General features: G+C 65.9%; 21 protein-coding genes. 10 read left to right on the top strand and 11 right to left on the bottom strand.

The genetic code is table 11. The annotated features are described in order from the left end of the window. Positions 1–8: 8 nt before the first annotated feature. Positions 9–455, top strand: a complete 447-nt coding sequence (rpiB, locus tag ABIB95_RS04555) for a ribose 5-phosphate isomerase B (protein ID WP_354238042.1) — start codon at positions 9–11, stop codon at positions 453–455. A 104-nt stretch (positions 456–559) separates the two neighbouring features. Beyond that, on the top strand, positions 560–1,285 hold the full coding sequence (locus ABIB95_RS04550; RefSeq protein ID WP_354238041.1) for a sulfite exporter TauE/SafE family protein: 726 nt from the start codon (positions 560–562) through the stop codon (positions 1,283–1,285). Positions 1,286–1,291: 6 nt separating this feature from the next. Here ABIB95_RS04550 and ABIB95_RS04545 read toward each other — a convergent pair whose 3' ends face one another. Together ABIB95_RS04545 and ABIB95_RS04540 are read right to left on the bottom strand one after the other, a co-directional pair. Then, positions 1,292–3,370, bottom strand: coding sequence for a putative bifunctional diguanylate cyclase/phosphodiesterase (locus ABIB95_RS04545; protein ID WP_354238040.1), 2,079 nt, complete (start codon positions 3,368–3,370; stop codon positions 1,292–1,294). Then, on the bottom strand, positions 3,370–4,527 hold the full coding sequence (locus ABIB95_RS04540) for an ABC transporter substrate-binding protein (protein WP_354238039.1): 1,158 nt from the start codon (positions 4,525–4,527) through the stop codon (positions 3,370–3,372). The genes ABIB95_RS04545 and ABIB95_RS04540 overlap by 1 nt, the downstream gene beginning before the upstream one ends. Before the next feature lie 201 nt (positions 4,528–4,728). Between ABIB95_RS04540 and radA the strand changes: the two genes are divergently transcribed. From radA to ABIB95_RS04505, 7 genes are all read left to right on the top strand, one after another. Next, on the top strand, positions 4,729–6,177 hold the full coding sequence (gene radA, locus ABIB95_RS04535; protein WP_063983719.1) for a DNA repair protein RadA: 1,449 nt from the start codon (positions 4,729–4,731) through the stop codon (positions 6,175–6,177). A 166-nt stretch (positions 6,178–6,343) separates the two neighbouring features. Further along, a complete protein-coding gene (locus ABIB95_RS04530; protein WP_011086837.1) occupies positions 6,344–6,973 on the top strand; it encodes a CvpA family protein in 630 nt (209 codons plus the stop codon). Positions 6,974–7,002: 29 nt separating this feature from the next. Further along, a complete protein-coding gene (gene purF / locus ABIB95_RS04525) occupies positions 7,003–8,508 on the top strand; it encodes an amidophosphoribosyltransferase (RefSeq protein ID WP_063983721.1) in 1,506 nt (501 codons plus the stop codon). Between the two features lie 15 nt (positions 8,509–8,523). Beyond that, positions 8,524–8,655 (top strand): hypothetical protein, encoded by a 132-nt coding sequence (locus ABIB95_RS04520; RefSeq protein ID WP_257787532.1) that lies wholly within the window; start codon positions 8,524–8,526, stop codon positions 8,653–8,655. Between the two features lie 70 nt (positions 8,656–8,725). After that, positions 8,726–9,466: an SDR family NAD(P)-dependent oxidoreductase gene (locus tag ABIB95_RS04515; protein WP_247311460.1), complete on the top strand. Its 741-nt coding sequence runs from the start codon at positions 8,726–8,728 to the stop codon at positions 9,464–9,466. Between the two features lie 78 nt (positions 9,467–9,544). Continuing rightward, complete coding sequence (locus ABIB95_RS04510) at positions 9,545–10,708, top strand: NHL repeat-containing protein (RefSeq protein ID WP_354238038.1); 1,164 nt, start codon at positions 9,545–9,547, stop codon at positions 10,706–10,708. A gap of 166 nt (positions 10,709–10,874) precedes the next feature. Further along, positions 10,875–12,101 (top strand): ABC transporter substrate-binding protein, encoded by a 1,227-nt coding sequence (locus ABIB95_RS04505; RefSeq protein WP_063983724.1) that lies wholly within the window; start codon positions 10,875–10,877, stop codon positions 12,099–12,101. Positions 12,102–12,206: 105 nt separating this feature from the next. Here ABIB95_RS04505 and ABIB95_RS04500 read toward each other — a convergent pair whose 3' ends face one another. From ABIB95_RS04500 to ABIB95_RS04465, 8 genes are all read right to left on the bottom strand, one after another. Further along, a complete protein-coding gene (locus ABIB95_RS04500; protein ID WP_354238037.1) occupies positions 12,207–13,463 on the bottom strand; it encodes a TCR/Tet family MFS transporter in 1,257 nt (418 codons plus the stop codon). Further along, positions 13,460–14,842, bottom strand: a complete 1,383-nt coding sequence (gene der, locus ABIB95_RS04495) for a ribosome biogenesis GTPase Der (protein ID WP_071914715.1) — start codon at positions 14,840–14,842, stop codon at positions 13,460–13,462. Before der ends, ABIB95_RS04500 begins: the two co-directional genes overlap by 4 nt. Before the next feature lie 49 nt (positions 14,843–14,891). Next, the gene (locus tag ABIB95_RS04490) at positions 14,892–15,443 is read right to left on the bottom strand and encodes a hypothetical protein (protein ID WP_135215260.1); all 552 of its coding nucleotides are present in this window, start codon (positions 15,441–15,443) and stop codon (positions 14,892–14,894) included. Positions 15,444–15,487: 44 nt separating this feature from the next. Next, positions 15,488–16,141, bottom strand: coding sequence for a tetratricopeptide repeat protein (locus ABIB95_RS04485; RefSeq protein WP_354238036.1), 654 nt, complete (start codon positions 16,139–16,141; stop codon positions 15,488–15,490). 168 nt (positions 16,142–16,309) lie between these two features. After that, entirely contained in the window at positions 16,310–17,902 is a 1,593-nt protein-coding gene (locus ABIB95_RS04480) for a class I adenylate-forming enzyme family protein (protein ID WP_354238035.1), read from the bottom strand. Between the two features lie 75 nt (positions 17,903–17,977). Continuing rightward, entirely contained in the window at positions 17,978–18,562 is a 585-nt protein-coding gene (locus ABIB95_RS04475) for an NnrU family protein (protein ID WP_063983728.1), read from the bottom strand. 166 nt (positions 18,563–18,728) lie between these two features. Beyond that, positions 18,729–19,307 (bottom strand): UCP034077 family protein, encoded by a 579-nt coding sequence (locus ABIB95_RS04470; RefSeq protein WP_166095795.1) that lies wholly within the window; start codon positions 19,305–19,307, stop codon positions 18,729–18,731. Positions 19,308–19,539: 232 nt separating this feature from the next. Continuing rightward, complete coding sequence (locus ABIB95_RS04465; RefSeq protein ID WP_085402821.1) at positions 19,540–21,159, bottom strand: peptide chain release factor 3; 1,620 nt, start codon at positions 21,157–21,159, stop codon at positions 19,540–19,542. A 158-nt stretch (positions 21,160–21,317) separates the two neighbouring features. Here ABIB95_RS04465 and sugE point away from each other — a divergent pair, with 158 nt between their 5' ends. Then, entirely contained in the window at positions 21,318–21,632 is a 315-nt protein-coding gene (gene sugE / locus ABIB95_RS04460) for a quaternary ammonium compound efflux SMR transporter SugE (RefSeq protein WP_014495844.1), read from the top strand. On the opposite strand, the gene ABIB95_RS04455 is transcribed toward sugE, so the two are convergent. Then, positions 21,625–22,632 (bottom strand): inorganic phosphate transporter, encoded by a 1,008-nt coding sequence (locus ABIB95_RS04455; protein ID WP_008143644.1) that lies wholly within the window; start codon positions 22,630–22,632, stop codon positions 21,625–21,627. The genes sugE and ABIB95_RS04455 overlap by 8 nt on opposite strands. Between the last annotated feature and the right edge of the window lie 7 nt (positions 22,633–22,639).

Genomic DNA, 22,639 nt, shown 5'->3' with positions numbered 1-22,639 from the left:
GACATCACATGCGTCTCGTCATCGGATCCGACCACGCCGGCTGGCCGCTCAAGCAGACCGTTATCGACCACATCCGCAGCCTCGGCCACGACATCGTCGATGTCGGCTCCCATGACGACAAGCCGGTGGACTTCCCCGACATCGCGCGGGCCGTGGCTCAGAAGGTGACGTCGGGCGAAGCCGCACGCGGCATCATGGTGTGCGGCACCGGCGTCGGCGCCTCGATCGCGGCCAACAAGATGAAGGGCGTCCGCGCCGCGGTCTGCCACGACGTTCATTCCGCCCATCAGAGCGTCGAGCATGACGACGTCAACATCATGTGCATCGGCGCGCAGATCGTCGGCGCCTGGCTCGCCGTGGATCTGGTCTCGTCCTATCTCTCCGCCGAATTCTCGACGGACGAGGATTTTCGCCGCCGCGTCGAGAAGCTGCGCATCATGGACGAGCAAGGCTGACGGCCGGCCCGGACCGCATGCGCTGAGCGATCGGTTCCCTCGCCTGGAATGGATCGCCCACATCGCCGGCCACGGCTAAACTCTCCCGATTCGTGGAGAGCACCTTGGCCTTTCTCTTCGTCCTCATCGTCGGCCTGATCGCCGGCACCGTCTCAGGCATCGTCGGCACGGGGTCGTCGATCATGCTGATGCCGGTGCTGGTCTATGCCTATGGGCCGAAGGAAGCCGTGCCGATCATGGCGGTCGCCTCGGTGATGGCGAATTTCTCGCGGATCCTGGCCTGGTGGCGCGAGGTCGACTGGCGGGCCTGCGCGGCCTATTCGGTGACGGGCATTCCGGCCGCCGTGCTGGGCGCGCGCACGCTGCTCGCGCTCCCCGCCCACGCCGTCGATCTCGCCATCGGCGTCTTCCTGATCGCGATGGTGCCGGTGCGGCACTGGCTGGCGCGGCACGACCTCAAGGCCAATCTCTGGCACCTCGCGATCGGCGGGGCGATCATCGGCTATCTCACCGGCATCGTGGTCTCGACCGGCCCGCTCAGCGTGCCACTGTTCCTGTTCTACGGCCTGTCCAAGGGCGCGTTCCTCGCCACCGAAGCGGCCTCCTCACTCGGCCTCTATTTCGCGAAGTCCGTGACCTTCGAACGTTTCGGCGCGCTGACGCAGGACGTCTTCATCAAGGGCCTGATTGCGGGGTCCTCGCTGATGTCGGGCGCCTTCATCGCAAAACGCTTCGTGCTGCATCTCAAGCCGGAGATGTTCCGCGTGGTGATGGACGCGATCATGATCGCTGCGGGCCTCTCCATGCTCTGGAACGCAACGCAGTCGTAATCGCGCTCAGGCGGCGAATTCGGGCGCGATCGACGGGCTGTCGGCGAGGACGCGGCTTGTCTCAGTGGGCACCGCCTGCTTTTCGAGCCATTGCAGCACGGCGTCGAGCGGCTGCGGCCGATGGTAGTGATAACCCTGCCCGAGCATCACGCCCATCTCGCGCATGGCGTCAGCCTGCTCGGGCCGCTCGATGCCTTCGGCGACGAGCGTCAGCCCCAGCGTGCCGGCGAGCGAGGCGATGACGCCGACGATCGCCTTGTCTTCCGCGCTGTCAGGGATCTCGCTGATGAAGGCCTTGTCGATCTTGACCTTGTCGAGCGGGAAACGCCGGAGATGAGCGAGCGAGCTATAGCCGGTGCCGAAATCGTCGAGCGCGATGGTTGCGCCCAGGCGCCGCAGGCGGTGCAGCGTCTCGGAGGCGCTGGCGATGTTGTTGATCAGCGAGCCCTCGGTGATCTCGAGCTCCAGCAATGATGCCGCGACATCGAAACGCGCGCAGGTCGCGCGCAGCTCGGCAGCCAGCGAATGGTCGGCAAGCTCGGACGGCGGCAGATTGATCGCGATCCGGATCTGCGGCCTGCCGGCGGATGCCAGTCGCTGCAGCGCGCGACAGGCATCGGTCAGCACGTAGCGCGTCAGCCGCGCATTGTTGCCGCTGCGCTCAATCAGCGGCAGGAATTCGCCGGGACCGATCAAGCCAAGTTCGGGGTGGCGCCAGCGGATCAGCGCCTCGAGGCCGACAACGGCCTGGCTCCCGAGGTCGACCTGGCTCTGATACCAGACCTCGAACTGCCCCTCGGCGAAGCCTGCGGGAATGGCGAGCTCGAGATCCCGGCGGCGGCGATAGTCGCGCTGAAGCGCTTCGTCGAGCACGGCGACCGTGCCGGGCGCCTTGCTCTTGGCATGGTAGAGCGCGATGTCGGCGAGCGCCGGCAAATGCGATAGCTCGGGATCGCCGGCGCGGCGCACGGCAAGGCCGATGCTGGCGCGCGGCACGACCTGCTTGTCGTGCAGCCGGATCGGCTCGGAAATCGCATCTAACAGCTGGCGCGCGAACGCCTGGGCGGTCGCTTCATTGCTGACCTCGGGGCGGATGACGACGAATTCGTCGCCGCCGAGCCGGGCGACCCAATCCTGCGGTTCGACCGCATCACGAAGGCGCTCGGAGATGTGCACCAGGAACTTGTCGCCGGCATCATGGCCGAAGGTGTCGTTGATGCCCTTGAAGTCGTCGAGATCGATGAAGCAGAAGGCGATGAGCGAGTCCGGCGAGCCGGCATCGCCGCTCAGGGTCACCAGATGCTCGGACAGCGAGCGACGATTGGGCAGGCCCGTGAGCGGATCGTGCGCGGCCATGTGCCCGAGCCGGTCGAGCGCGCCCGATGTCGTGTACTGCATGGCGTTGAAGGCACGCGCGAGCTGGCCGAATTCGTTCGTCGATTTGATGTCGGCCGGATAGGCTCGCCCGTCCTGCTTGCTGCGCTGGATCGCCGACATGATCGCGGTAAGCGGCTTGCCGATGAAGATGTTGGCCGATATCCGCATCGCAATCAGGGTGGCAAATGTTGCGAGCAGGCCGACCACCAGCAGCAGCAGCAGCCGGCTGCCCGTGTCCGTGTAGACCGTCGCATAGGAATAGGCGATCGCGATACGACCGGCCTGCACGGCGATGTTGCCGTTGCTGTAGCGGATCGGACGCGAGACTTCCGATACCGCCTGGTCCGCCGGCCGCGCCACCACGCGGGCGATCGCGACGCCGGTGTCGTCATAAACGGCCGCCGCGGCAATGGTCTCGTCGTGCATGATCTCGTTGAGGACGCTCGTGACCTGATCGTAGCGCATCTTCCAGAGCGGCTCGGCGATCAGCTCGGCGCGGCTCTCGGCCGTGCGGGCAATGCGCGCGTCGAGCTGCCTGATCTGCGACCAGAAGCTCGATGCCTCGACGCCGGCGGAGGCGAGCAGCTGCACCACCAGCAGCACCGGCACGGTGGCCCAGAGCATCGCGCGGACCACCGAGCGCGAGCGCGACGGCGCCGCCGCCTGCTGCTTGCGATCCGGATCGGTCATGTCGTCACCGTTTCGCATCAGTCAGCAGCGCCTTCCGGAAGCGTCAGCGAAGAGATGAGCGCATCGATGGAGAAATCATACTGGCCGCAGCGCCCCGCCCTCGCCCTGAAGCGCGCGAAATCGATCCGATCGAAGGCGCGCGTCTTGATGAGGTCCCCGACCGCAGCGAGATTGTCGCGCGTGATCGCAGACGTCTTGGCCTCGACGCGGGGCGATGCGGCCGCGAAGTCGCAGCCGTCGGCGTAGTCGCGCAGGAGGACGATCGACCAGCCGCCGAGCAGGAAATGTCCGCCATCGGTCATGAGCAGACGGCCCGCCTTGATCTCGCGCAGCGCGTCCTCCGACCAGTTGAGGCCGACCAGCTGGATGTTCCGGCCGGGCGTGAGGCCGGCAGCGACCACCGCGCGAAGCGCGCCGAGCGCCATCGGATCGTTTCCGGCCCAGATGCCGGCAGGCCGGATCTCCTTGCGCGCGGCCCAGCTCAGATAATTCCTGGTGACCTGCTCCGCCTCCGACTGGGTCCAGTTGGCGAACAGCATCCGGTCCACCACCACGTCGGGCGCGGCGTCCACCGCGAGCTTGAGACCGGCGTTGCGGGCGATCGAGGCCGGCGTGATCTCGTCGCCGCCGATGCCGAGAATGTGGATCTTGCCGTCCGGGCTCTGCCATTTCTCGGCGCGCGCCACTTTGATCAAGGCATTGGCCATCCTCGCACCCGCGGTCTGGAGATCGGTCGTGATGTCGCCGAGCCAGGTCTTGAGCTTTTGCCGGGGCGGTCCGAGGCGCGCGGCGTCGTCGCCGATCAGCGTGTTCGAGAGCAGCAGCGTCTTGACCCCGGCGGCCTCGGCCGCCTCCAGGATGGGAACGGCAGCGGATTCCTCGTTCGACAGGATGAGGAAGTCCGGCTTGTCGGCGCGTGCCACCACGCCGAAGCCAAGCTCCTGCATGGTGCGGTAATTCCGCTCGCTGGTCAGCACCTCGACATGCGCGTCGAGCTTGCGGCCCGCGGCCTGCATGGTCTGCGCGACCATGTCCCAGTAGACCTCGCCGGTCTTGCCGGGGTTGACGAAAACGATGTTGAGACGCCCGGCGTCGGCCGCAACGGCGCCGCCTGCCGGCAGAAGAAAGCCGCAGGCCATGCCCACGGCGAGCATTATCCGCAAGACTACCGTCATTCGTTTCGCCATCCCGTATCGGTTTCGAAACTGGACCCGCGTCCGCTAACATTTGGCAAAGTCCGGAACGGCGCGGCGGCGTAGAGCTAACAAAGGGTGTATCGGCTGCGGTGAATTGGGCTAATGGGGGTGTCGGCGATCGCCGTCTCGCCCGTCATTCCGTGCTATCAGCAAACCTGAAAACCCCGACTCGCTGTCCCCATGGCCAAGAACACGCTTTCCTTCGTCTGCCAGAACTGCGGCGCGGCCTATAACCGCTGGCAGGGCAAGTGCGAATCCTGCGGCGAGTGGAACACGCTTGCCGAGGAGGACACGACCGGCAGCGTGCCGGTCTCGATCCGCTCCAAGCGCAAGGGACGGACGTTTGCGCTGGAGAGCCTGTCGGGGAAGACCCAGGACGCTCCTCGCCTGTCCTCGGGCATGACCGAGCTCGACCGCGTCACCGGGGGCGGCTTCGTCCGCGGCTCGGTGCTGCTGGTCGGCGGCGATCCCGGCATCGGCAAGTCGACGCTGCTGACGCAGGCCACCAGCATGATGGCGCGCGCCGGCCACCGCATCGTCTACATCTCCGGCGAAGAGGCGGTCGCCCAGGTGCGGCTGCGCGCCGAGCGGCTCGGCCTGTCGGACGCGCCGGTGCAGCTCGCGGCCGAGACCTCTGTCGAGGACATCGTCTCGACGCTGTCGGAAGGCGCGGTGCCGCGGCTGATCGTGATCGATTCGATCCAGACCATGTGGACCGACACGGTGGAATCCGCGCCCGGCACGGTCACCCAGGTGCGCGCCTCGGCGCAGGCGCTGATCCGCTTCGCCAAGAAGACGGGTGCTGCCATCATCCTGGTCGGCCATGTCACCAAGGACGGCCAGATCGCCGGCCCCCGCGTGGTCGAGCACATGGTCGATGCGGTGCTGTCCTTCGAGGGCGAAGGCTCGCAGCAATTCCGCATCCTGCGCGCCGTGAAAAACCGCTTCGGCCCGACCGACGAGATCGGCGTGTTCGAGATGACCGGCCTCGGCTTGCGCGAGGTCACCAATCCCTCCGAGCTGTTCCTGTCCGAGCGCGATCTGGGCACGCCGGGCACCGCAGTCTTCGCGGGCATCGAGGGCACAAGGCCCGTTCTGGTCGAATTGCAGGCCTTGGTGGCCCCCACCTCGCTCGGCACCCCGCGCCGGGCCGTGGTCGGCTGGGATCAGAGCAGGCTCTCCATGGTGCTGGCAGTGCTGGAGGCCCATTGCGGGGTCAAGCTGTCCGGCCACGACGTCTATCTGAACGTCGCGGGCGGCCTGCGCATCCACGAGCCGGCGGCCGATATGGCCGCCGCGGCCGCACTGGTTTCATCCCTGGTTAATGCGCAGTTACCCACCGATGCTGTCTATTTCGGCGAGATTTCGCTCTCCGGCGTCATCCGCCCGGTGGCGCAGACCCCGGCCCGGCTCAAGGAAGCGGTCAAGCTCGGCTTCAAGCGCGCCGTGCTGCCCGAATCGGCCCGGGGCGGCGATGCTGGCGGCGACGCCGGACTGTCCCTGAACGCGATCAACAGCCTGACGACACTGGTGGCCGAGATCGCGGCCCGGGGCTCCCGCCGCGGCGACTCGAGCCCGCCGGCGGAGAAAAATGCCACACCGGCAAGATTCCGCCGTGGAGAGGGTTAGGCGGAGGTGACGTCCTCCGCCCCCACCGCTATACAGCCGTCACAAAAGCAGCATGGGATTGCGTGGTTGCGGCCTTGCCGGGAACGCCGTCTGGCCCTCACTTAGGGCCACGGCCAAACACCGATTCGCTGAGCACCTTTGAAGTACGAGCGGACCCGACCAGCCGATGCCAGTAACACTCCTCGACCTGATCCTGCTCGGTGTGATGCTGATCTCGGGCCTGCTCGCCATGGTCCGCGGCTTCATGCGTGAAATCCTGTCGATCGCGGCCTGGGGCGCAGCGGCGATCGTGACGCTGTATTCGTTCTCGAAGCTGCTGCCGACCGCAAAGACCTATTTCAACAACGACACGGTGGCGAGCGTCGTCGTGGTCGCCGGTGTGTTCGTCGGCACCCTGGTCGTGGTCTCCGTGATCACGGTCCGGATCTCCGACATGATCCTGGATTCGCGCATCGGCGCGCTGGACCGCACCCTGGGCTTCCTGTTTGGCCTCGCTCGCGGGCTTTTGATCGTCGTGGTCGCGTTCCTGTTCTTCACCTGGCTGGTGCCGGACAAGCAGCGTCCGGACTGGGTCACGGGGGCGAAATCCCGCGTGGTGCTCCAGGGAACCGGGGATTGGCTGATGGCCCTCTTGCCTGACGACCCTGAGAACACCATCTTGAAGAGATTCAAGAAAAACAAACCAGATGATGATCAAGCTGATTCCGAGCAGCAGCCTTCGGGCAGTGGCGACGGATACAGTAAACCTGCTCGTGACAGCCTCAAGAAGCTGATCGAGAAACCTGCGGCGCGTTGATTAGGCCCTAAAAGAGAGGCGCGGACGAGATGCGACACCCTGACCAGGACGCCCAACTTGATCTCGGCCCAGCCGCGCTAGAGCTTCAGGACGACCTGGAGGGCGATACGCTCCGCGAGGAATGCGGCGTCTTCGGCATCTATGGCCACCCTGACGCCGCCGCCATCACGGCGCTCGGCCTCCACGCCCTCCAACATCGCGGCCAGGAGGCCGCCGGCATCGTCTCCTACGACGGCAGCCGCTTTCACTCGGAACGCCGCCTCGGCCTCGTCGGCGACACCTTCTCCCGCCGCGAGGTGATCGACCGCCTGCCCGGCAATATGGCCGTCGGTCATGTCCGCTACTCCACCACCGGCGCCACCATCCTGCGCAACGTGCAGCCGCTGTTCGCCGAGCTTAATGCCGGCGGCCTTGCGGTCGCCCACAACGGCAACCTCACCAACGGCCTGACGCTGCGCCGCGAGCTCGTGAAGAACGGCGCGATGATGCAGTCGACCACCGACACCGAGGTGATCCTGCATCTCGTCGCGCGCTCCAGGCGCAGCCGCTTCATCGAGCGCTACATCGACGCCCTGCGCGAGATCGAGGGCGCCTATGCGCTGGTTTCGCTGACCAACAAGAAGCTGGTCGGCGCGCGCGATCCGCGCGGCATCCGTCCGCTGGTGCTCGGCGAGCTCGACGGTTGCCCGATCCTGACCTCGGAGACCTGCGCGCTCGACATCATCGGCGCGCGCTTCATTCGCGACATCGAGCCCGGCGAAGTCATCGTGTTCGACGAGAACGGCCAGGACATTCACAAGCCGTTCCCGCCGATGGCGCCGCGCCCCTGCATCTTCGAATACATCTATTTCTCCCGTCCGGACTCCATCGTTCACGGCCGCTCGGTCTACGAGGTGCGCAAGGCCTTTGGTGCGCAGCTCGCCCGCGAGAGCCATGTGCCGATCGACGTCGTCGTGCCGGTGCCGGATTCCGGCGTGCCCGCCGCGGTCGGCTACAGCCAGCATTCGGGCGTGCCGTTCGAGCTCGGCATCATCCGCAACCACTATGTCGGCCGCACCTTCATCCAGCCGACGCAGGCGATCCGCGAGTCCGGCGTGCGCATGAAGCATTCGGCCAACCGCGCCGCGATCGAAGGCAAGCGCATCATCCTGATCGACGACTCGCTGGTGCGCGGTACCACCTCGAAGAAGATCGTGCGCATGATGCGCGATGCCGGCGCCAAGGAAGTGCATTTCCGCCTCGCCTCGCCGCCGATCCTCTATCCCGATTATTACGGCATCGACCTGCCGGATCGCGGCGGCCTCCTGGCCGCGACGCACTCGCTGGAGGAGATGCGCGAGATCATCGGCGCCGACTCGCTCGCCTTCCTGTCGATCGACGGCATGTATCGCGCCATGGGCGAGCCCGGCCGCGACCCCGCCAATCCGAAATTCTCGGATCATTGCTTCACCGGGGCGTATCCGACCCACCTCACCGACCAGACCCAGACCGAGCAGCAGCCCCGGCAGTTGTCGCTGTTGGCGGAGGCGAGCTGACGCGAGTCCGCGCCGATGCAGCTGACCATCGCCATTCTCTGCGGAGGGCTTTTGGTCGGCTTCATCGTCTTCGCCTTCAGGCAGGGCATGAAGGTACCGCCTGACAGCTCGGGGAACGGCCCGAACAATAGTACCAATATCCAGTAGGGCTGCGGCGGGAGCTCGCGGGCAGAAATTCCGGGCTTGTCCCGGCCATCCACGCCTGTAAAACCCCGCCATGACAAAACCCCTCGCCAACCGTATCGCTCTCGTCACCGGCGCCTCGCGCGGCATCGGCTTCGCCACGGCCAAGGCGCTGGCCAAGGCGGGCGCGCATATCGTTGCGACGGCGCGCACGCAGGGCGGGCTGGAAGAGCTCGATGACGAGATCCGGAAAGACGGCGGCAGCGCCACGCTGGTGCCGCTCAATCTCACCGATTCCGACGGCATCGCGCGGCTCGGGGCCGGCCTGCACGAACGTTATGGCAAGCTCGACATCCTCGTCGGCAATGCCGGCGTGCTCGGCCCCTCCTCGCCGGTCGGCCACATCGAACTGAAAACTTTCACCGACGTGATGGCGGTCAACGTCTCGGCGAACTTCCAGCTGATCCGCTGCATGGAGCCGCTGCTGAGGCAGTCCGATGCCGGCCGCGCCGTGTTCATCACCTCGGGCGCCGCCAACAAGGCCACCGCCTATGTCAGCCCCTACGCCGCCTCCAAGGCCGCGCTGGAAACACTGGCCCGCGCCTGGGCGCAGGAAACCGCGAACACGCCGCTCCGTGTCAACCTGTTCAACCCGGGCCCGATCCGTACCCGCATGCGGGCCACGTTGATGCCGGGCGAAGATCCGGCGACGCTGGAGACACCCGAGCAGGTCGCCGAATTCATCGTGCCGATGTGCGCGCCGGACTGGACCGAAACCGGCAAGTTCTACGACTACAAGACCCGCACACTGATGAGCTTCCGCTCGCCGGCCTGATTGACTCGCGTGCCTCCCCGCGATTGACTGCCCGCGCTCAAGCGGCAGCAAGCCGCAAGCCAAAAAAGGGAGGTTGCCATGGCGCCGTGGCATGATCGCGCAGGGCTTGTCTGTACAAGGCTCGGCCGTGCGCTCGTACGAGTCTCTCACGCCTTCTTCATCCTGATTGCGGCCATCGCGTTCGTGCTTCCGGGCACGGCGACTGCGGGCGACGTCCCGACCTTCGCGGTCGATGCCTCCTGGCCAAAACAGCTGCCGAACAACTGGATCCTCGGTCAGGTCGGCGGCATCACCGTCGACTGGCAGGGCCATATCTGGGTGATCCATCGCCCGCGCTCGCTCACCGATGACGAGAAAGGCGCGAGCCTCAACCCGCCGCGCTCGAAGTGCTGCGTGTCGGCGCCTCCCGTGCTCGAATTCGACACTGACGGCAATCTGCTGCGGTCGTGGGGCGGTCCGGGCGAAGGCTATGAATGGGTCGGCCGCGAGCACGGCATCGAGGTCGACGAGCGCGGCTTCGTCTGGGTCGGCGGCAACGCCGACAACGACAACGCCATTTTGAAGTTCACGCTCGACGGCAAGTTCGTCGCCCAGATCGGCAAGATCGCGCCGAGCCTCGGCAGCAACGACACCACACAGCTCGGCAAGCCCGCCGAAACCGCGATCGACAAGGCGGCGAACGAAATCTACGTCGCCGACGGTTATGGCAACCGCCGCGTCATCGTGTTCGATGCGACGACGCTCGCTTACAAGCGGCACTGGGGCGCCTATGGCAACAAACCCGATGACAACAAGCAGGCGGCGTACGATCCCAAGGCGCCCGTCTCCCAGCAATTCGGAAATCCCGTCCATTGCGTGAAGCTCGCCAATGACGGTCTCGTCTACGTCTGCGATCGCATCAACAACCGCATCCAGGTGTTCAGGAAGGACGGCACCTTCGTGAAGGAGTTCTTCTTCGAGAAGAACACGCTCGGCAACGGCGCGGTGTGGGACATCGCGATCTGGCCCGATCCGAAGCAGACCTATTTGCTCAGCGCCGACGGCGAGAACAACGAGATCCGGGTGATCAAGCGCGAGGACGGCAGCGTGGTCGGCAGCTTCGGCCACAACGGCCGCAATGCCGGGCAGTTCCACTGGGTGCATGCCATGGCGATAGACGCCAAGGGTAACGTCTATACCGCCGAGGTCGACACCGGTAAGCGCATCCAGAAATTCAAGCTGACCTCGGACGCGCTCAAATAGCGTCTCAACACACTTTGCCCAAAGGTTAACCGACGGATGACGCTACGCCGCAGCGTCATCCGGCTTTAGGCGCATTGCCGCCAGCCGTGGGACACGGTAGAGCGATCAGCCGGAACAAGGCTCCGCAAGAGAGCCGTCCGCATATTGAAAATGGAGGAGACCTTTTATGACGACGACGCTCGCGCGCCGCTATGCGGCCCTTCTGGCCTGTGCCGCCTTCGGTTTTGCAACATCCGCTTACGCGCAGGACAAGACCGTCAAGATCGGCGTCTTGAATGACATGTCGAGCCTTTATGCCGATATCGGCGGCCCGAACTCCGTGGTCGCGATCAAGATGGCCGTCGAGGATTCCGGCCTGCTCAAGAAGGGCTGGAAGATCGACGTGCTGAGCGGCGATCACCAGAACAAGCCGGACGTCGGCGTCAATATCGCTCGGCAGTGGATCGACAACGAGAAGGTCGATGCGATCGCTGATACGCCGAACTCCGGCGTCGCGCTTGCGGTCAGCAACCTCGTCAAGGAAAAGAATTCGGTGCTGCTGAATTCCGGCGCCGCCTCCGCCGACTTGACCGGCAAGGCCTGCACGCCGAACACAATCTCCTACACTTACGACACCTACATGCTCGCCAACGGCACCGGCAAGGCGCTGACCAAGGCTGGCGGCGACACCTGGTTCTTTCTTACCGCGGATTACGCCTTCGGCCACGCGCTGGAACGCGACACCACGGCCGTCGTGACGGCGAACGGCGGCAAGGTGCTGGGCAGCGTCAAGCATCCGATCAACAGCTCGGACTTCTCGTCCTTCCTGCTGCAGGCGCAATCGTCCAAGGCCAAGGTGGTCGGCCTCGCCAATGCCGGCGGCGACACCACGAACTCGATCAAGCAGGCGGCCGAATTCGGCATCGTATCGGGCGGCCAGAAGCTCGCGGCGCTGCTGCTGTTCATCAACGACGTGCATTCGCTGGGCCTAAAGACCGCGCACGGCCTGACCTTCACCGAGTCCTTCTACTGGGACATGAACGAGCAGACCCGCGCCTGGTCGAAGCGCTTCGCCGCCCTGGCCAGCAAGAATGCGATGCCGTCGATGACCCAGGCCGGCAACTACGCGATGGTGCTGCACTATCTCAAGGCGATGGAAGCGCTCGGCGGCAACCCGCATGACGGCGCCAAGGTCGTCGCCAAGATGAAGGAGCTGCCGACCGACGATCCGCTGTTCGGCAATGGCCCGCTGCGCCAGGACGGACGCCGTCTCATCCCGGCCTATCTGTTCGAGGTGAAGAAGCCCGAGGAGTCGAAGGGTCCGTGGGACTACTACAAGCAGATCGCCACGATCGCGGCGGAAGACGCGGCCAAGCCGCTCAAGGACAGCGAGTGTCCGCTGGTGAAGAAGTAAGACCGTCGACGCTGCCGTAGGGTGGGCAAAGGCGCGTAAGCGCCGTGCCCACCTTCTCTCCGCGAGTTGACGAAGTAGCGGTGGGCACGCTTCGCTTTGCCCACCCTACGAGACCGTCTTCGTGGCAGATAGCGTCCGCATCGCGATCGCGACACATACCACCATCAGCACCGCCGCAAGCAGGAACGGCGCGCCGGGCAGATGCCACGGCGCGCTGGCGCCGATGAAATAGGAAAACGTCAGCGTGAACAGGAACGGCCCGACGAGTTGCGAGACGCTCTGCACGCTCGCGGTCGCGCCCTGCAACTGGCCCTGCTGATCGGGCGCGACCAGTCGCGTCATCAGCGATTGCATGGCGGCCCCCGAGATGCCCCACAGCGACATCACGGGAATGCCGATCCAGAACAGCGGGCCGGTCGGCGCCGCGCCGAAGATCACGAAGCCGATCGCGCCACAGCACAGATCGAGCACCAGCGCATTCCGCTCGCCGAGCACGCGCACGATCGGGCCGATGGCGAGCCCCTGCACCACCATGGCGCAGATGCCGACCATCGCGAGCGTCAGACCCACGGTCTTGGAATCCCAGCCGTAGCGATAGGTCGCATAGAGCACGAAAGTCGAGGGCAGCACGACATGCGCGACCTGTGCGATGAAGTTGACGATGGATAACGCGGCCAGCGCCGCATTGGAACGCAGCAAGTGCAGCGCTCCGACCGGATTGGCGCTGGTCCAGCGGAACGGCGCGCGCCGCTCCGGCGCCAGCGATTCCGGCAGGACGAAGAGCCCATAGAGCGCATTGGCAAAGCTCAAAGCCGCCGACGCCCAGAACGGCAGCCGCGGATCGATATCGCCGAGCAGGCCGCCGAGCGCCGGGCCCAGGATGAAGCCGGCGCCGAAGGCAGCTCCAATCCTGCCGAAGACGGCCGCGCGCCGCTCCGGCGGCGTGATGTCGGCGATATAGGCAAAGGCGGTCGAAATGCTCGCCGAGGTGATCCCCGAGATCACGCGGCCGATGAACAACCAGAGCAGCGACGGCGCGAGCGCCATCAGCACATAGTCGGCGGCGAGCCCGAAATTCGACAGCAGCACCACCGGCCGCCGTCCGAAGCGATCCGAGAGCGCGCCGAGCACCGGCGAGAACACGAATTGCATCAGCGCCCAGGCGGTGCCGAACAGGCCGAAGATGCGGGCCGCATGCGCGGTGTCGTTGTCGACGAAGCTCTCGATCAGCTTCGGCAGGATCGGCATGATCACGCCGAGCGCGAGCATGTCGAGCAGGATGGTGACGAAGATGAAGGCGACCGCGCCGCGCCGGACCGGCGCAGCGCCCTGCGCCGTCGCGTCGCCGGCATCGTTGTTCACGACGGCCGCTTGCGCTTATGGGCGAAGGGGTTGGCCTTTTCGCGCAAGGTGATGCGCACCGGCGTACCCGGCAGCTCAAAGGTCTCGCGCATGGAATTGGTCAGGTAGCGCAAATAGGACTGCGGCACCGCGTCCGCGCGCGAGCAGAACAGCACGAAGCTCGGCGGACGCGCCTTGTTCTGCGTGATGTAATTGAGCTTGAGCCGTCGGCCGGACACCGCCGGCGGCGGATTGGCCTGCACGGCCTGCTCGAACCAGCGATTGAGCGCGGAGGTCGGCACGCGCCTGTTCCAGACGGCGTAGGCGTCCTGGATCGCCTGCATCAGCCGATCGATGCCCTCGCCCATCAGACCTGATACGGCGACGATCGGCACGCCCTTGATCTGCGGCAGCCAATGGTCGGCATCCCGGCGCAGGCCCGAGACGGCGCCGCCGCCCTTGGTCTCCATCAGATCCCATTTGTTGACGGCGAGCACGACCGCGCGGCCTTCGCGCTCGATCAGATCGGCGATGCGCAGATCCTGCTCCTCGAAGCGGTTCTGCGTATCCATCATCATCACGACGACTTCGGCAAAGCGGACCGCACGCAACGCGTCGGCGACCGAGAGCTTCTCCAGCTTTTCCTCGATGCGCGAGCGACGGCGCAGGCCTGCGGTATCGAACACGCGAAAATCGCGGCCCTTCCAGTTGATCTCGACCGCGATGGAATCGCGCGTGGTGCCGGCCTCCGGGCTCGTCAGCAGGCGCTCCTCGCCGAGCAGATGATTGATCAGCGTCGACTTGCCGGCATTGGGCCGGCCGACGATGGCGACGCGGATCGGACGCGTCGCGGCCTCCTCCTCCGTCAGCGGCTCGTCGTCCTCGGCTTCATCTTCCTCGACAGGCTCCGGCATCAACTCGCGGAGCGCGTCATACAGCTCGCCCATGCCCTCGCCGTGCTCGGCCGAGACCTGGATGGGATCGCCGAGGCCGAGCGCAAAGGCCTCCATCGCGCCGGCATCGCCATGCTTGCCTTCGCTCTTGTTGGCGACCAGCAGCACCGGCTTGTCGGCCTTGCGGGCGAAATCGGCGAAGGCGCGATCGGTGGGCGTCAGGCCGATGCGGGCATCGATGACGAAGAACAGCGCGTCGGCCTGTGCGATCGCGGCCTCGGTCTGCTCCTGCATGCGCGCGGTCAGCGAGCCCTTGGCGCCCTCGTCGAGGCCGGCGGTGTCGATGATGGTGAATTCGAGGTCGCCGAGCCTGGCCTCGCCTTCGCGGCGGTCGCGGGTGACGCCCGGCAGGTCATCGACGAGCGCGAGCTTCTGCCCAACCAGGCGGTTGAACAGCGTCGATTTGCCGACATTTGGCCGGCCGATAATAGCAATCGTGAAGGACATCGGTCATTCGTGCGCTGCGAAGGCCGCGCCTGTCAATGTAATGAAGTGATCAGCGCGAAAAGCTGCCGCTCGGCATCGGTGCCGGGAAAGCTCCCTGCGACTGCTGCTGGGTGGTCTGGGTCGGTTGCGCCTGCTGGACGGGTTGATCCGGCGGCGGGGCGGTGGTGCGCTTGCGCACGATCTTCTGCTTGGGCGGCGGAGCAGCCGTGGGCGGCGCTGCCTCCGGCTGGGCCTCGCCGTCGACCTCGCCCGCCGGCGCCTCAGCGGGCGCGGCCGCGGTGCTGGCAGGCTGTTTGGTCTTCTTCGCCTTGGCACCCTTTGCCGGCTTGGCCTCGGGCGGCGGCTCGGCGGGCAGAGCCGCGACGGCCGGTGCGTTCGGATCCGGCTGCTGCTGTGCTGCGCCCTTGTACATCTCCCGCGGCACGCCCTGCTCGAGGCCCGGAACGCCCTCCGGGAAGACCGGCTTGCGGTCGCCCGGCAGCTTCTTCTTGGTGTCGAGGAAGTCGAGCATGTCGCTTGGATCGAAGCTGGAGCAGCCGCCCAGGATGCCCGTGAAGGCGATCAGGACGGCGGCTGCGATCAAGCGTGGCGTGCGGCGCATCTTGTGTCTCGTCTACGTCAGAGAGCCCGAAGGTCAGCTCTTGGTCAGCTTTTGGCGACGGGCGGCAGCAGGGCCTGGAGCGCCTCGGCGCGTGAGCGCAAACCGGGCGGCGTTTCGCCGTCCTCGGCAATCGCGTCGAGCCATTTGCGGGCCGCGGTCATGTCGTTGTTGCGCCAGGCCGATAGCGCCAGCAACTCGCGGGCGCTGTGGCGGAACGTGGATTTGGGCGCGGCGGAGGACTCCAGCCGCTGCTGCATGTCGGCATAGGACGCGCTGTCGACCAGCAGGCCGGCGGCGCGGAGCTTCGCCAGATCCTGCCACTCACCGCCGATGCTGCGATCGGCGGCGATGTCGTCAAACATCTTGGCGGCCGCCTTGGGATCGCGGGGCGCTGCCTCGGCCGCGGCACGTAGCCGCGCCAGGGTGCGATAACCCGAGGGAGCCTTGGCGGCGAGCTCAGTGAAGGCGGCCTCGGCCTCCGCGTGCTTGTCCTGGTCGGACAGCTCAGCGGCCTTCTCGAAGGCGGCGCCTGCCTCGGCGGCCTTCTTGCCCTCCAGATACTGGTAGCCGCGCCAGCCGCCGACGGCGGCCACGATCAGCACCATCAGGGCAATGAAGACAATCGAATACTTGTCCCACAGCTTCTTGAGCTGTTCGCGACGTACTTCCTCGTCGACTTCGTCAAATAATTCAGACACTTATGCTAATCCCATGCCCGTCCGGGTGCGCGCGCCAATGCGTTCGCGTCAGGAATCCCGTCCCCCACGTGGCGGCGGGGTACCCTAACGATATGGCGGTGGCAAGGCAAAGCGAGCCCAATCAAGGCGTTAACCACCCCGGGATAGCCCGGAGCCGGCCTGCCCGGCTCAGGTTCCCAGGAGCTCCCGCAGCTGCCGCTTCAGCACCTTGCCGTTGGCATTGCGCGGCAGCGGCTCGGGGGTGATCGCCATGGTTTCGGGGACCTTGTAGTCGGACAGCCGCTCCGCGCACCAGGCGCGCAAGGCCTCTCCAGTCACCGGGGCGCACGTCACCACCACGGCGTGGACGCGCTCGCCCAGCACCGGGCAGGCCTTGGCAATGATCGCGCTCTCGACCACGGCGGGGTGGCCGGCCAGCACGGACTCGACCTCGGCCGAATAGATCTTCAGGCCGCCGCGATTGATCATGTCCTTCTGCCGGTCGAACACGCGGACAAACCCCTCCGCATCGACCGAGCCGAGATCACCGGAATGCCAGAAGCCACCCGTGAAGCTTTCGGCCGTGGCCTTCGGGTTATTCCAGTAGCCCTTGATGACGGAGGCGCTCTGGATCCAGAGCTCGCCGATCTCGCCAGCGGGCAGCTCGCGTCCATCCGCTCCCATCGCGACGATGTGGGCACCGGGACACGGCAGGCCGACACTGTCGATGTGGCTCGCGGTCAGCTCGCCCGGCATGATCGTCGAGGGCGACGTCGTCTCGGTCGAGCCGTAGCAGTTCGCGAGCTTCAGGCCGGGAATCGTCGCCTTGAGCTTCTCGATCGTCGCGACCGGCATCGGCGCGCCGCCAAAGCCGCCGATGCGCCAGCTCGAGAGATCGTAGCTGTCGAAATCGGGCTGGAGCAGGCAGAGATTGTACATCGCCGGCACCATCACCGTGTAAGTGACGCGCTCGCGCGCGGCGAGCCTGAGATAATCGGCAGCCTTGAACTCCGGCATGATGATCAGCGCGCCGCCGCAGCGGATCATCGTCGTGATGTTGGCGACGACGCCGGTGACGTGGCCGAGCGGCACCGCCGCGATCGAGCGGTCCGCTTCCGTCAATTGCAGGCAGGAGACGAACACCATCGAGGAATGGACGATGTTGCAATGGGCGAGCATCGCGCCCTTCGGCTTGCCCGTCGTGCCCGAGGTGTAGAGGATCATCGCGGTGTCCTCCTCGCCGATCTCGACCGGCGCCGATGCCGGGACGTTGTCGGCGAGCACGGCGAAACGCGACAGGGCCTGATTGCTGTCGACGGCGATGCGGTGGATGACAGCGGGGACATCAAGCGCATCGGGCAGCCGCCCGGTGAGCCCCGCTTCATGGATCAGGATCTTGGCGCCGCAATCGGCGAGGACATAGGCGATCTCGGGCTTCTGCTGGCGCGTGCCGAGCAGCACCGTCACCAGCCCCTCATGCGCGGCGGCAAACAGCAGCAGCGGAAATTCGATACGATTGCCGAGCAAGATCGCGACGCGATCGCCGCGCTGCAGGCCGAGCTTGCGAAAGCCCGCCGCGATCCGCGCGGCCTGCTCCACGGCCTGCCGCCAGCTCAACCGGAGATCGCCTGCGATCAGCGCTTCGCCGTCCGGATTGCGGGCGCAAGCGTCCGCGATCATCGCCCACAGGCTCGCCGGCCGGTCGCTGAAGGCCGGCACCACCCGATCGCCGAAGCGCGCCTCGAACCGCATCGGCGGGATCTGAGATTGCGACCAGTCCATCGGGATGCCCTCGGCTGTTGCTTGTCACGTTCCGCGCACGGCTGCGCGGAACCGTCTTGCGCTGATCGGCTGTCGTCAGCCTCCCATGACGGGAACGCCGATCACAACCGGGTGGAATGCGAAGGCCAGCGCGAGATAAGCGACGACACCGACTGCAACTGCGATCAGATCATTGGTGACCCCACCCACCGGAATCGGCGGGCCGCCGCCATCGGTGCGATGCTTCAGCGAGATGCGGTCGTACACGGCCCAGCCCAGGAACGAGCCAAACAGGATGATGGAGCCGAGATCGCCATTGGCGAGCAGATGCGCGGCCGCCCACAATTTGATGCCCGCCAGCATCGGATGCTTCAGCGTCGCATAGATGCGCCCGCGCAAGTAGGACGCCACCACCAGGATGACCGCGGGCAGCATCAGCGCGACTGTAATGTGCTTGAATGCGACCGGCGGCTCCCAAACCGGGATCATTCCGGCAGCGCGATAATGGGCGAAGCCCCAGATGATCAGCGCCAGTCCCGCAAGCGAGACGGCCGCATAGAGGATCTTGTAGGTCCCCTCGCCCAGTCTCGCGATCGCCTGCGCGCGCGCCTCTCGTTTCGTTGTGAAAACATGGGCCGCAAAAAACAGCATCAGCCCCAGGATCATGACCAGCAGACCCACGACATCCTCCCCTCAACTAGCGCCCCCGCCCATGGCGTATCATCGATTGGGCGCGGGTCGCAACTCTGACGCCTCATGGTCAGGCGTGCAGGCTCGGGTCTGCAACAGCGCGGCCTTCATCCTGCGAGACCCGCGCAAGCGCAGTCCTCAAGATGCGGGGATAGAGCTATTTTCCAAGCTCGCGATTATCGACATAGCGGATCGCGATCGGACGCCCAGCCAGCGCGCCCCCGAGGCCGCTGGTGAATTTGAGCGGCAGGCAGGCTTTCAGCGATGAATTGATCGCGTTGAGATAGGTCGTTCGGGTATCGGCCGGGACGCCCGCGGTCGCATAGGTCAGCTGCGGCGGACCGATCATGCCGCCTGCCTTGTTGAAGCTGAAGCGCACCGCCATCTGCATGCCCGCGCGCGCATTGTCCGATGGCGGCGACCAGCAGGTGCGCAGCTCGGCGAAGAGATCGCCGATCGTATCGAGATCGTGATCCGGCCTCTGATATTTCGAGCGATCTGCCTCCGCCGGCACGGTTTCGATCGTGAGCTGGAGATTCTGGCCGTAGGGGTAGTCGATCTCGGGAATGCAGGGGCCGGGCTCGAGCGGGCTGCAATAGTACGGCGTGCAGGGCCGGCCGGCGAGCACGCTGCACGGCTCATGCGAAAACGGGATCGGATTGATCTGGCGGCGCTGCGCATCGGCGGCAACCGTCGATATCGCCAACAGGAGGAAAACGAGGATGCCGCGCCACATGATGCGAGCTCACAATGTCACACGCACAAACGTGGCATTGCCAACGAACGCGTCAAGCCTGCGGCTGTTCACATGCTCGCGTTTAGCTCCGGTGTCGTCGCCCGGCTCGACCGGGCGACCCAGTACTCCGAGACGGCGGTGATGGAATCGAGAGGCTGCGGCGTACTGGATTCCCCGCCTTCGCGGGGAATGACAGCGGAGTGCGGCCACGCAGCAGCGCGCAGAGAGCGCCCTACCCCTTCTTCTTGACGTCCTTGACGTTCGTGAACTCGATGCCCTCGGCGCGCTCCCTGGCGTAGCCGAGATAGAACTCGTTTCTCGCCAGATACACGGGATCGCCGTCGACATCGTCGGCGATGCTCGAGGTGTTGGCGGCGATGAAAGTGTCGAGCTTCTTGCGATCTTCGGATGAGACCCAGCGGGCGAGCTGGAACTCGCTGACCTCGAACTCGACGGGCAGCGAATATTCCGCCTCAAGCCGTGCCTTCAGCACGTCAAGCTGGAGCGCGCCGACCACGCCGACCAGCGCCGGTGCGCCGTCGCGCGGGCGGAACACTTGCACAACGCCCTCTTCGGACATCTGCTGAAGCGCTTCCTTCAGCTTCTTCGCCTTCATCGCGTCGGTGAGACGCACGCGGCGGACGATTTCCGGCGCGAAGCTCGGTACGCCGACGAAGGTGAAATCCTCGCCCTCGGTCAGGGTGTCGCCGATGCGCAGCGTGCCGTGATTGGGAATGCCGACGACGTCGCCGGCGAAGGCTTCGTCCGCGACCGACCGGTCCTGCGCGAAGAAGAATTGCGGGCTCGACAGCGGCATGCTCTTGCCGGTGCGCACCAGCTTGGCCTTCATGCCGCGGCTGAGCTTGCCGGAGCACAGGCGCGCGAAGGCGATGCGGTCGCGGTGGTTCGGATCCATGTTCGCCTGGATCTTGAACACGAAGGCGCTCATGCGCGGGTCGGTCGCCTCGACCTTGCGCTGGTCGCTCTCCTGCGCGCGCGGCTCCGGCGCGAACTTGCCGAGACCTTGCAGGAGGTCGCCGACGCCGAAATTGCGCAGCGCGCTGCCGAAATAGACCGGCGTCAGATGGCCCTCGCGAAACGCGGCGAGTTCGAACGGTTTCGAAGCCTCGGTGACGAGCTCGAGCTCGTCCTTCACCGCGGAGACGTCGAGATTGGCGTTGAGCTTGGCCAGTTCCGCAATCTCGATCTGCTGGGCCGCGCCGGTCTTGGCGCCGCCGCCTTCGAGCAGGCGCACGCCGCCATTGGCGACGTCATAGGTGCCGAGGAAATCGCGGCCGCGGCCGACCGGCCAGGTCATCGGCGTGGTGTCGAGCGCCAGCGTCTTCTCGATCTCGTCGAGCAGCTCGAACACGTCGCGGCTCTCGCGGTCCATCTTGTTGATGAAGGTGATGATCGGGATATCCCGAAGGCGACAGACCTCGAACAGCTTTCGGGTGCGCGCCTCGATGCCCTTGGCGGCGTCGATCACCATGACAGCGGAGTCGACGGCCGTGAGCGTACGGTAGGTGTCCTCCGAAAAGTCCTCATGGCCCGGTGTGTCCAGCAGGTTGAACACGAGCCCCTCGAACTCGAAGGTCATGACCGAGGTCACGACCGAGATGCCGCGCTCGCGCTCGATCTTCATCCAGTCCGAACGGGTGTTGCGCCGCTCGCCCTTGGCCTTGACCTGGCCGGCGAGATTGATGGCGCCGCCGAACAGCAGCAGTTTCTCGGTCAGCGTGGTTTTGCCCGCGTCCGGGTGGGAGATGATCGCGAAGGTGCGCCGCCGCGCCACCTCGGTGGCAAGCGGGGAACGGGCCGGCGAGTCGGCTGATATGGCGATGTCGGACATGGCGGGAGCGTTTGGCAGGGAAAATGGGCCTGATCAAGCCTCATGTGGTGATTGCGGAGCCCTACGGCCAGCCCCATATCCGCTCCCGGGGAGGACGGCCTCCCCCCTCATCAGCATATCCGCCGCGGGGACGACCCTGCCTTGAATGGAGGGTCGTCATGGCCTGGAGCATCCTGTTCGTCGCCGGTCTTCTCGAGATTACCTGGGCGATCGGCCTGAAATACACCGAGGGTTTTACCAAGCTTGTTCCGTCCGTCATCACGCTCGCGGCGATGGCCGGCAGCGTCATCCTGCTCGGACTTGCTCTTAAATCACTGCCCGTTGGAACCGCCTATGCGGTCTGGACCGGCATCGGCGCGGTCGGTACCGCCGCGCTTGGCATCATCCTGTTCGGCGAGCCGGCCACCGCGTTCCGCCTCGCCAGCATTGGGCTGATCGTCGCCGGCATCGCCGGGCTGAAATTCGTCACCTGACGAAAATCTGGACCGCCCACCAGGTCAGCGCCGCGACAATGGCCGAGGCCGGGATCGTGATCACCCAGGCATAGACGATCGAGCTCGCGACGTTCCAACGCACCGCCGAGACGCGGCGGGCCGCGCCGACGCCGACGATCGCGCCGGTAATGGTGTGGGTGGTCGAGACGGGAACGCCGAGGAAGGTCGCCATGAACAGGGTCGCGGCGCCGCCGGTTTCGGCGCAAAAGCCCTGCATCGGCGTCAGCTTGGTGATGCGCAGGCCCATGGTGCGGACGATGCGCCAACCGCCCATCAGCGTGCCCAGCGCCATCGCGGCCTGGCAGGACAGCACCACCCAGAACGGTACCGAGAATTCACCGCCGAGATGCCCTTGCGAATAGAGCAGCACGGCGATGATGCCCATGGTCTTCTGGGCGTCATTGCCGCCATGGCCGAGCGAATAGAGCGAGGCGGAAGCGAATTGCAGGATGCGGAAGGCGCGGTCGACCGCGAACGGCGTCGAGCGCACCGAGAGCCAGGACACGATCGCGACCAGCATCATCGCGAGCAGGAAGCCGACCAGCGGCGACAGCACGATCGCCAGCACCGCCTTGGACAGGCCGCTCCACACCGCCGCCGAGATCCCCGCCTTGGCCATGCCGCCGCCGACGAGACCGCCGATCAGCGCATGCGAGGAGGAGGACGGGATGCCGAGCCCCCAGGTCACCAGGTTCCAGACGATCGCGCCGACGAGCGCCGCGAAAATCACCTGGGCGTCGACGACCGCGGGATCGATGATGCCGGTGCCGATGGTCTGGGCAACATGCAGCCCGAACACCATGAAGGCGATGAAATTGAAGAACGCGGCCCAGAGCACCGCGAATTGCGGCCGCAGCACGCGGGTGGACACGATGGTCGCGATCGAATTGGCGGCGTCGTGCAGGCCGTTCAGGAAGTCGAACAGCAGCGCGACGGCGATCAAGCCGACGAGGACAGGAAGTCCGAGCGCAGCATCCACGGCGCGA

The organism is Bradyrhizobium sp. LA2.1 (genome assembly GCF_040547725.1).
Taxonomy (GTDB): Bacteria; Pseudomonadota; Alphaproteobacteria; order Rhizobiales; family Xanthobacteraceae; genus Bradyrhizobium; species Bradyrhizobium barranii.
Note: the sequence above shows the minus strand (reverse complement) of the source record. Positions and strands in the feature narration are given on the sequence as shown.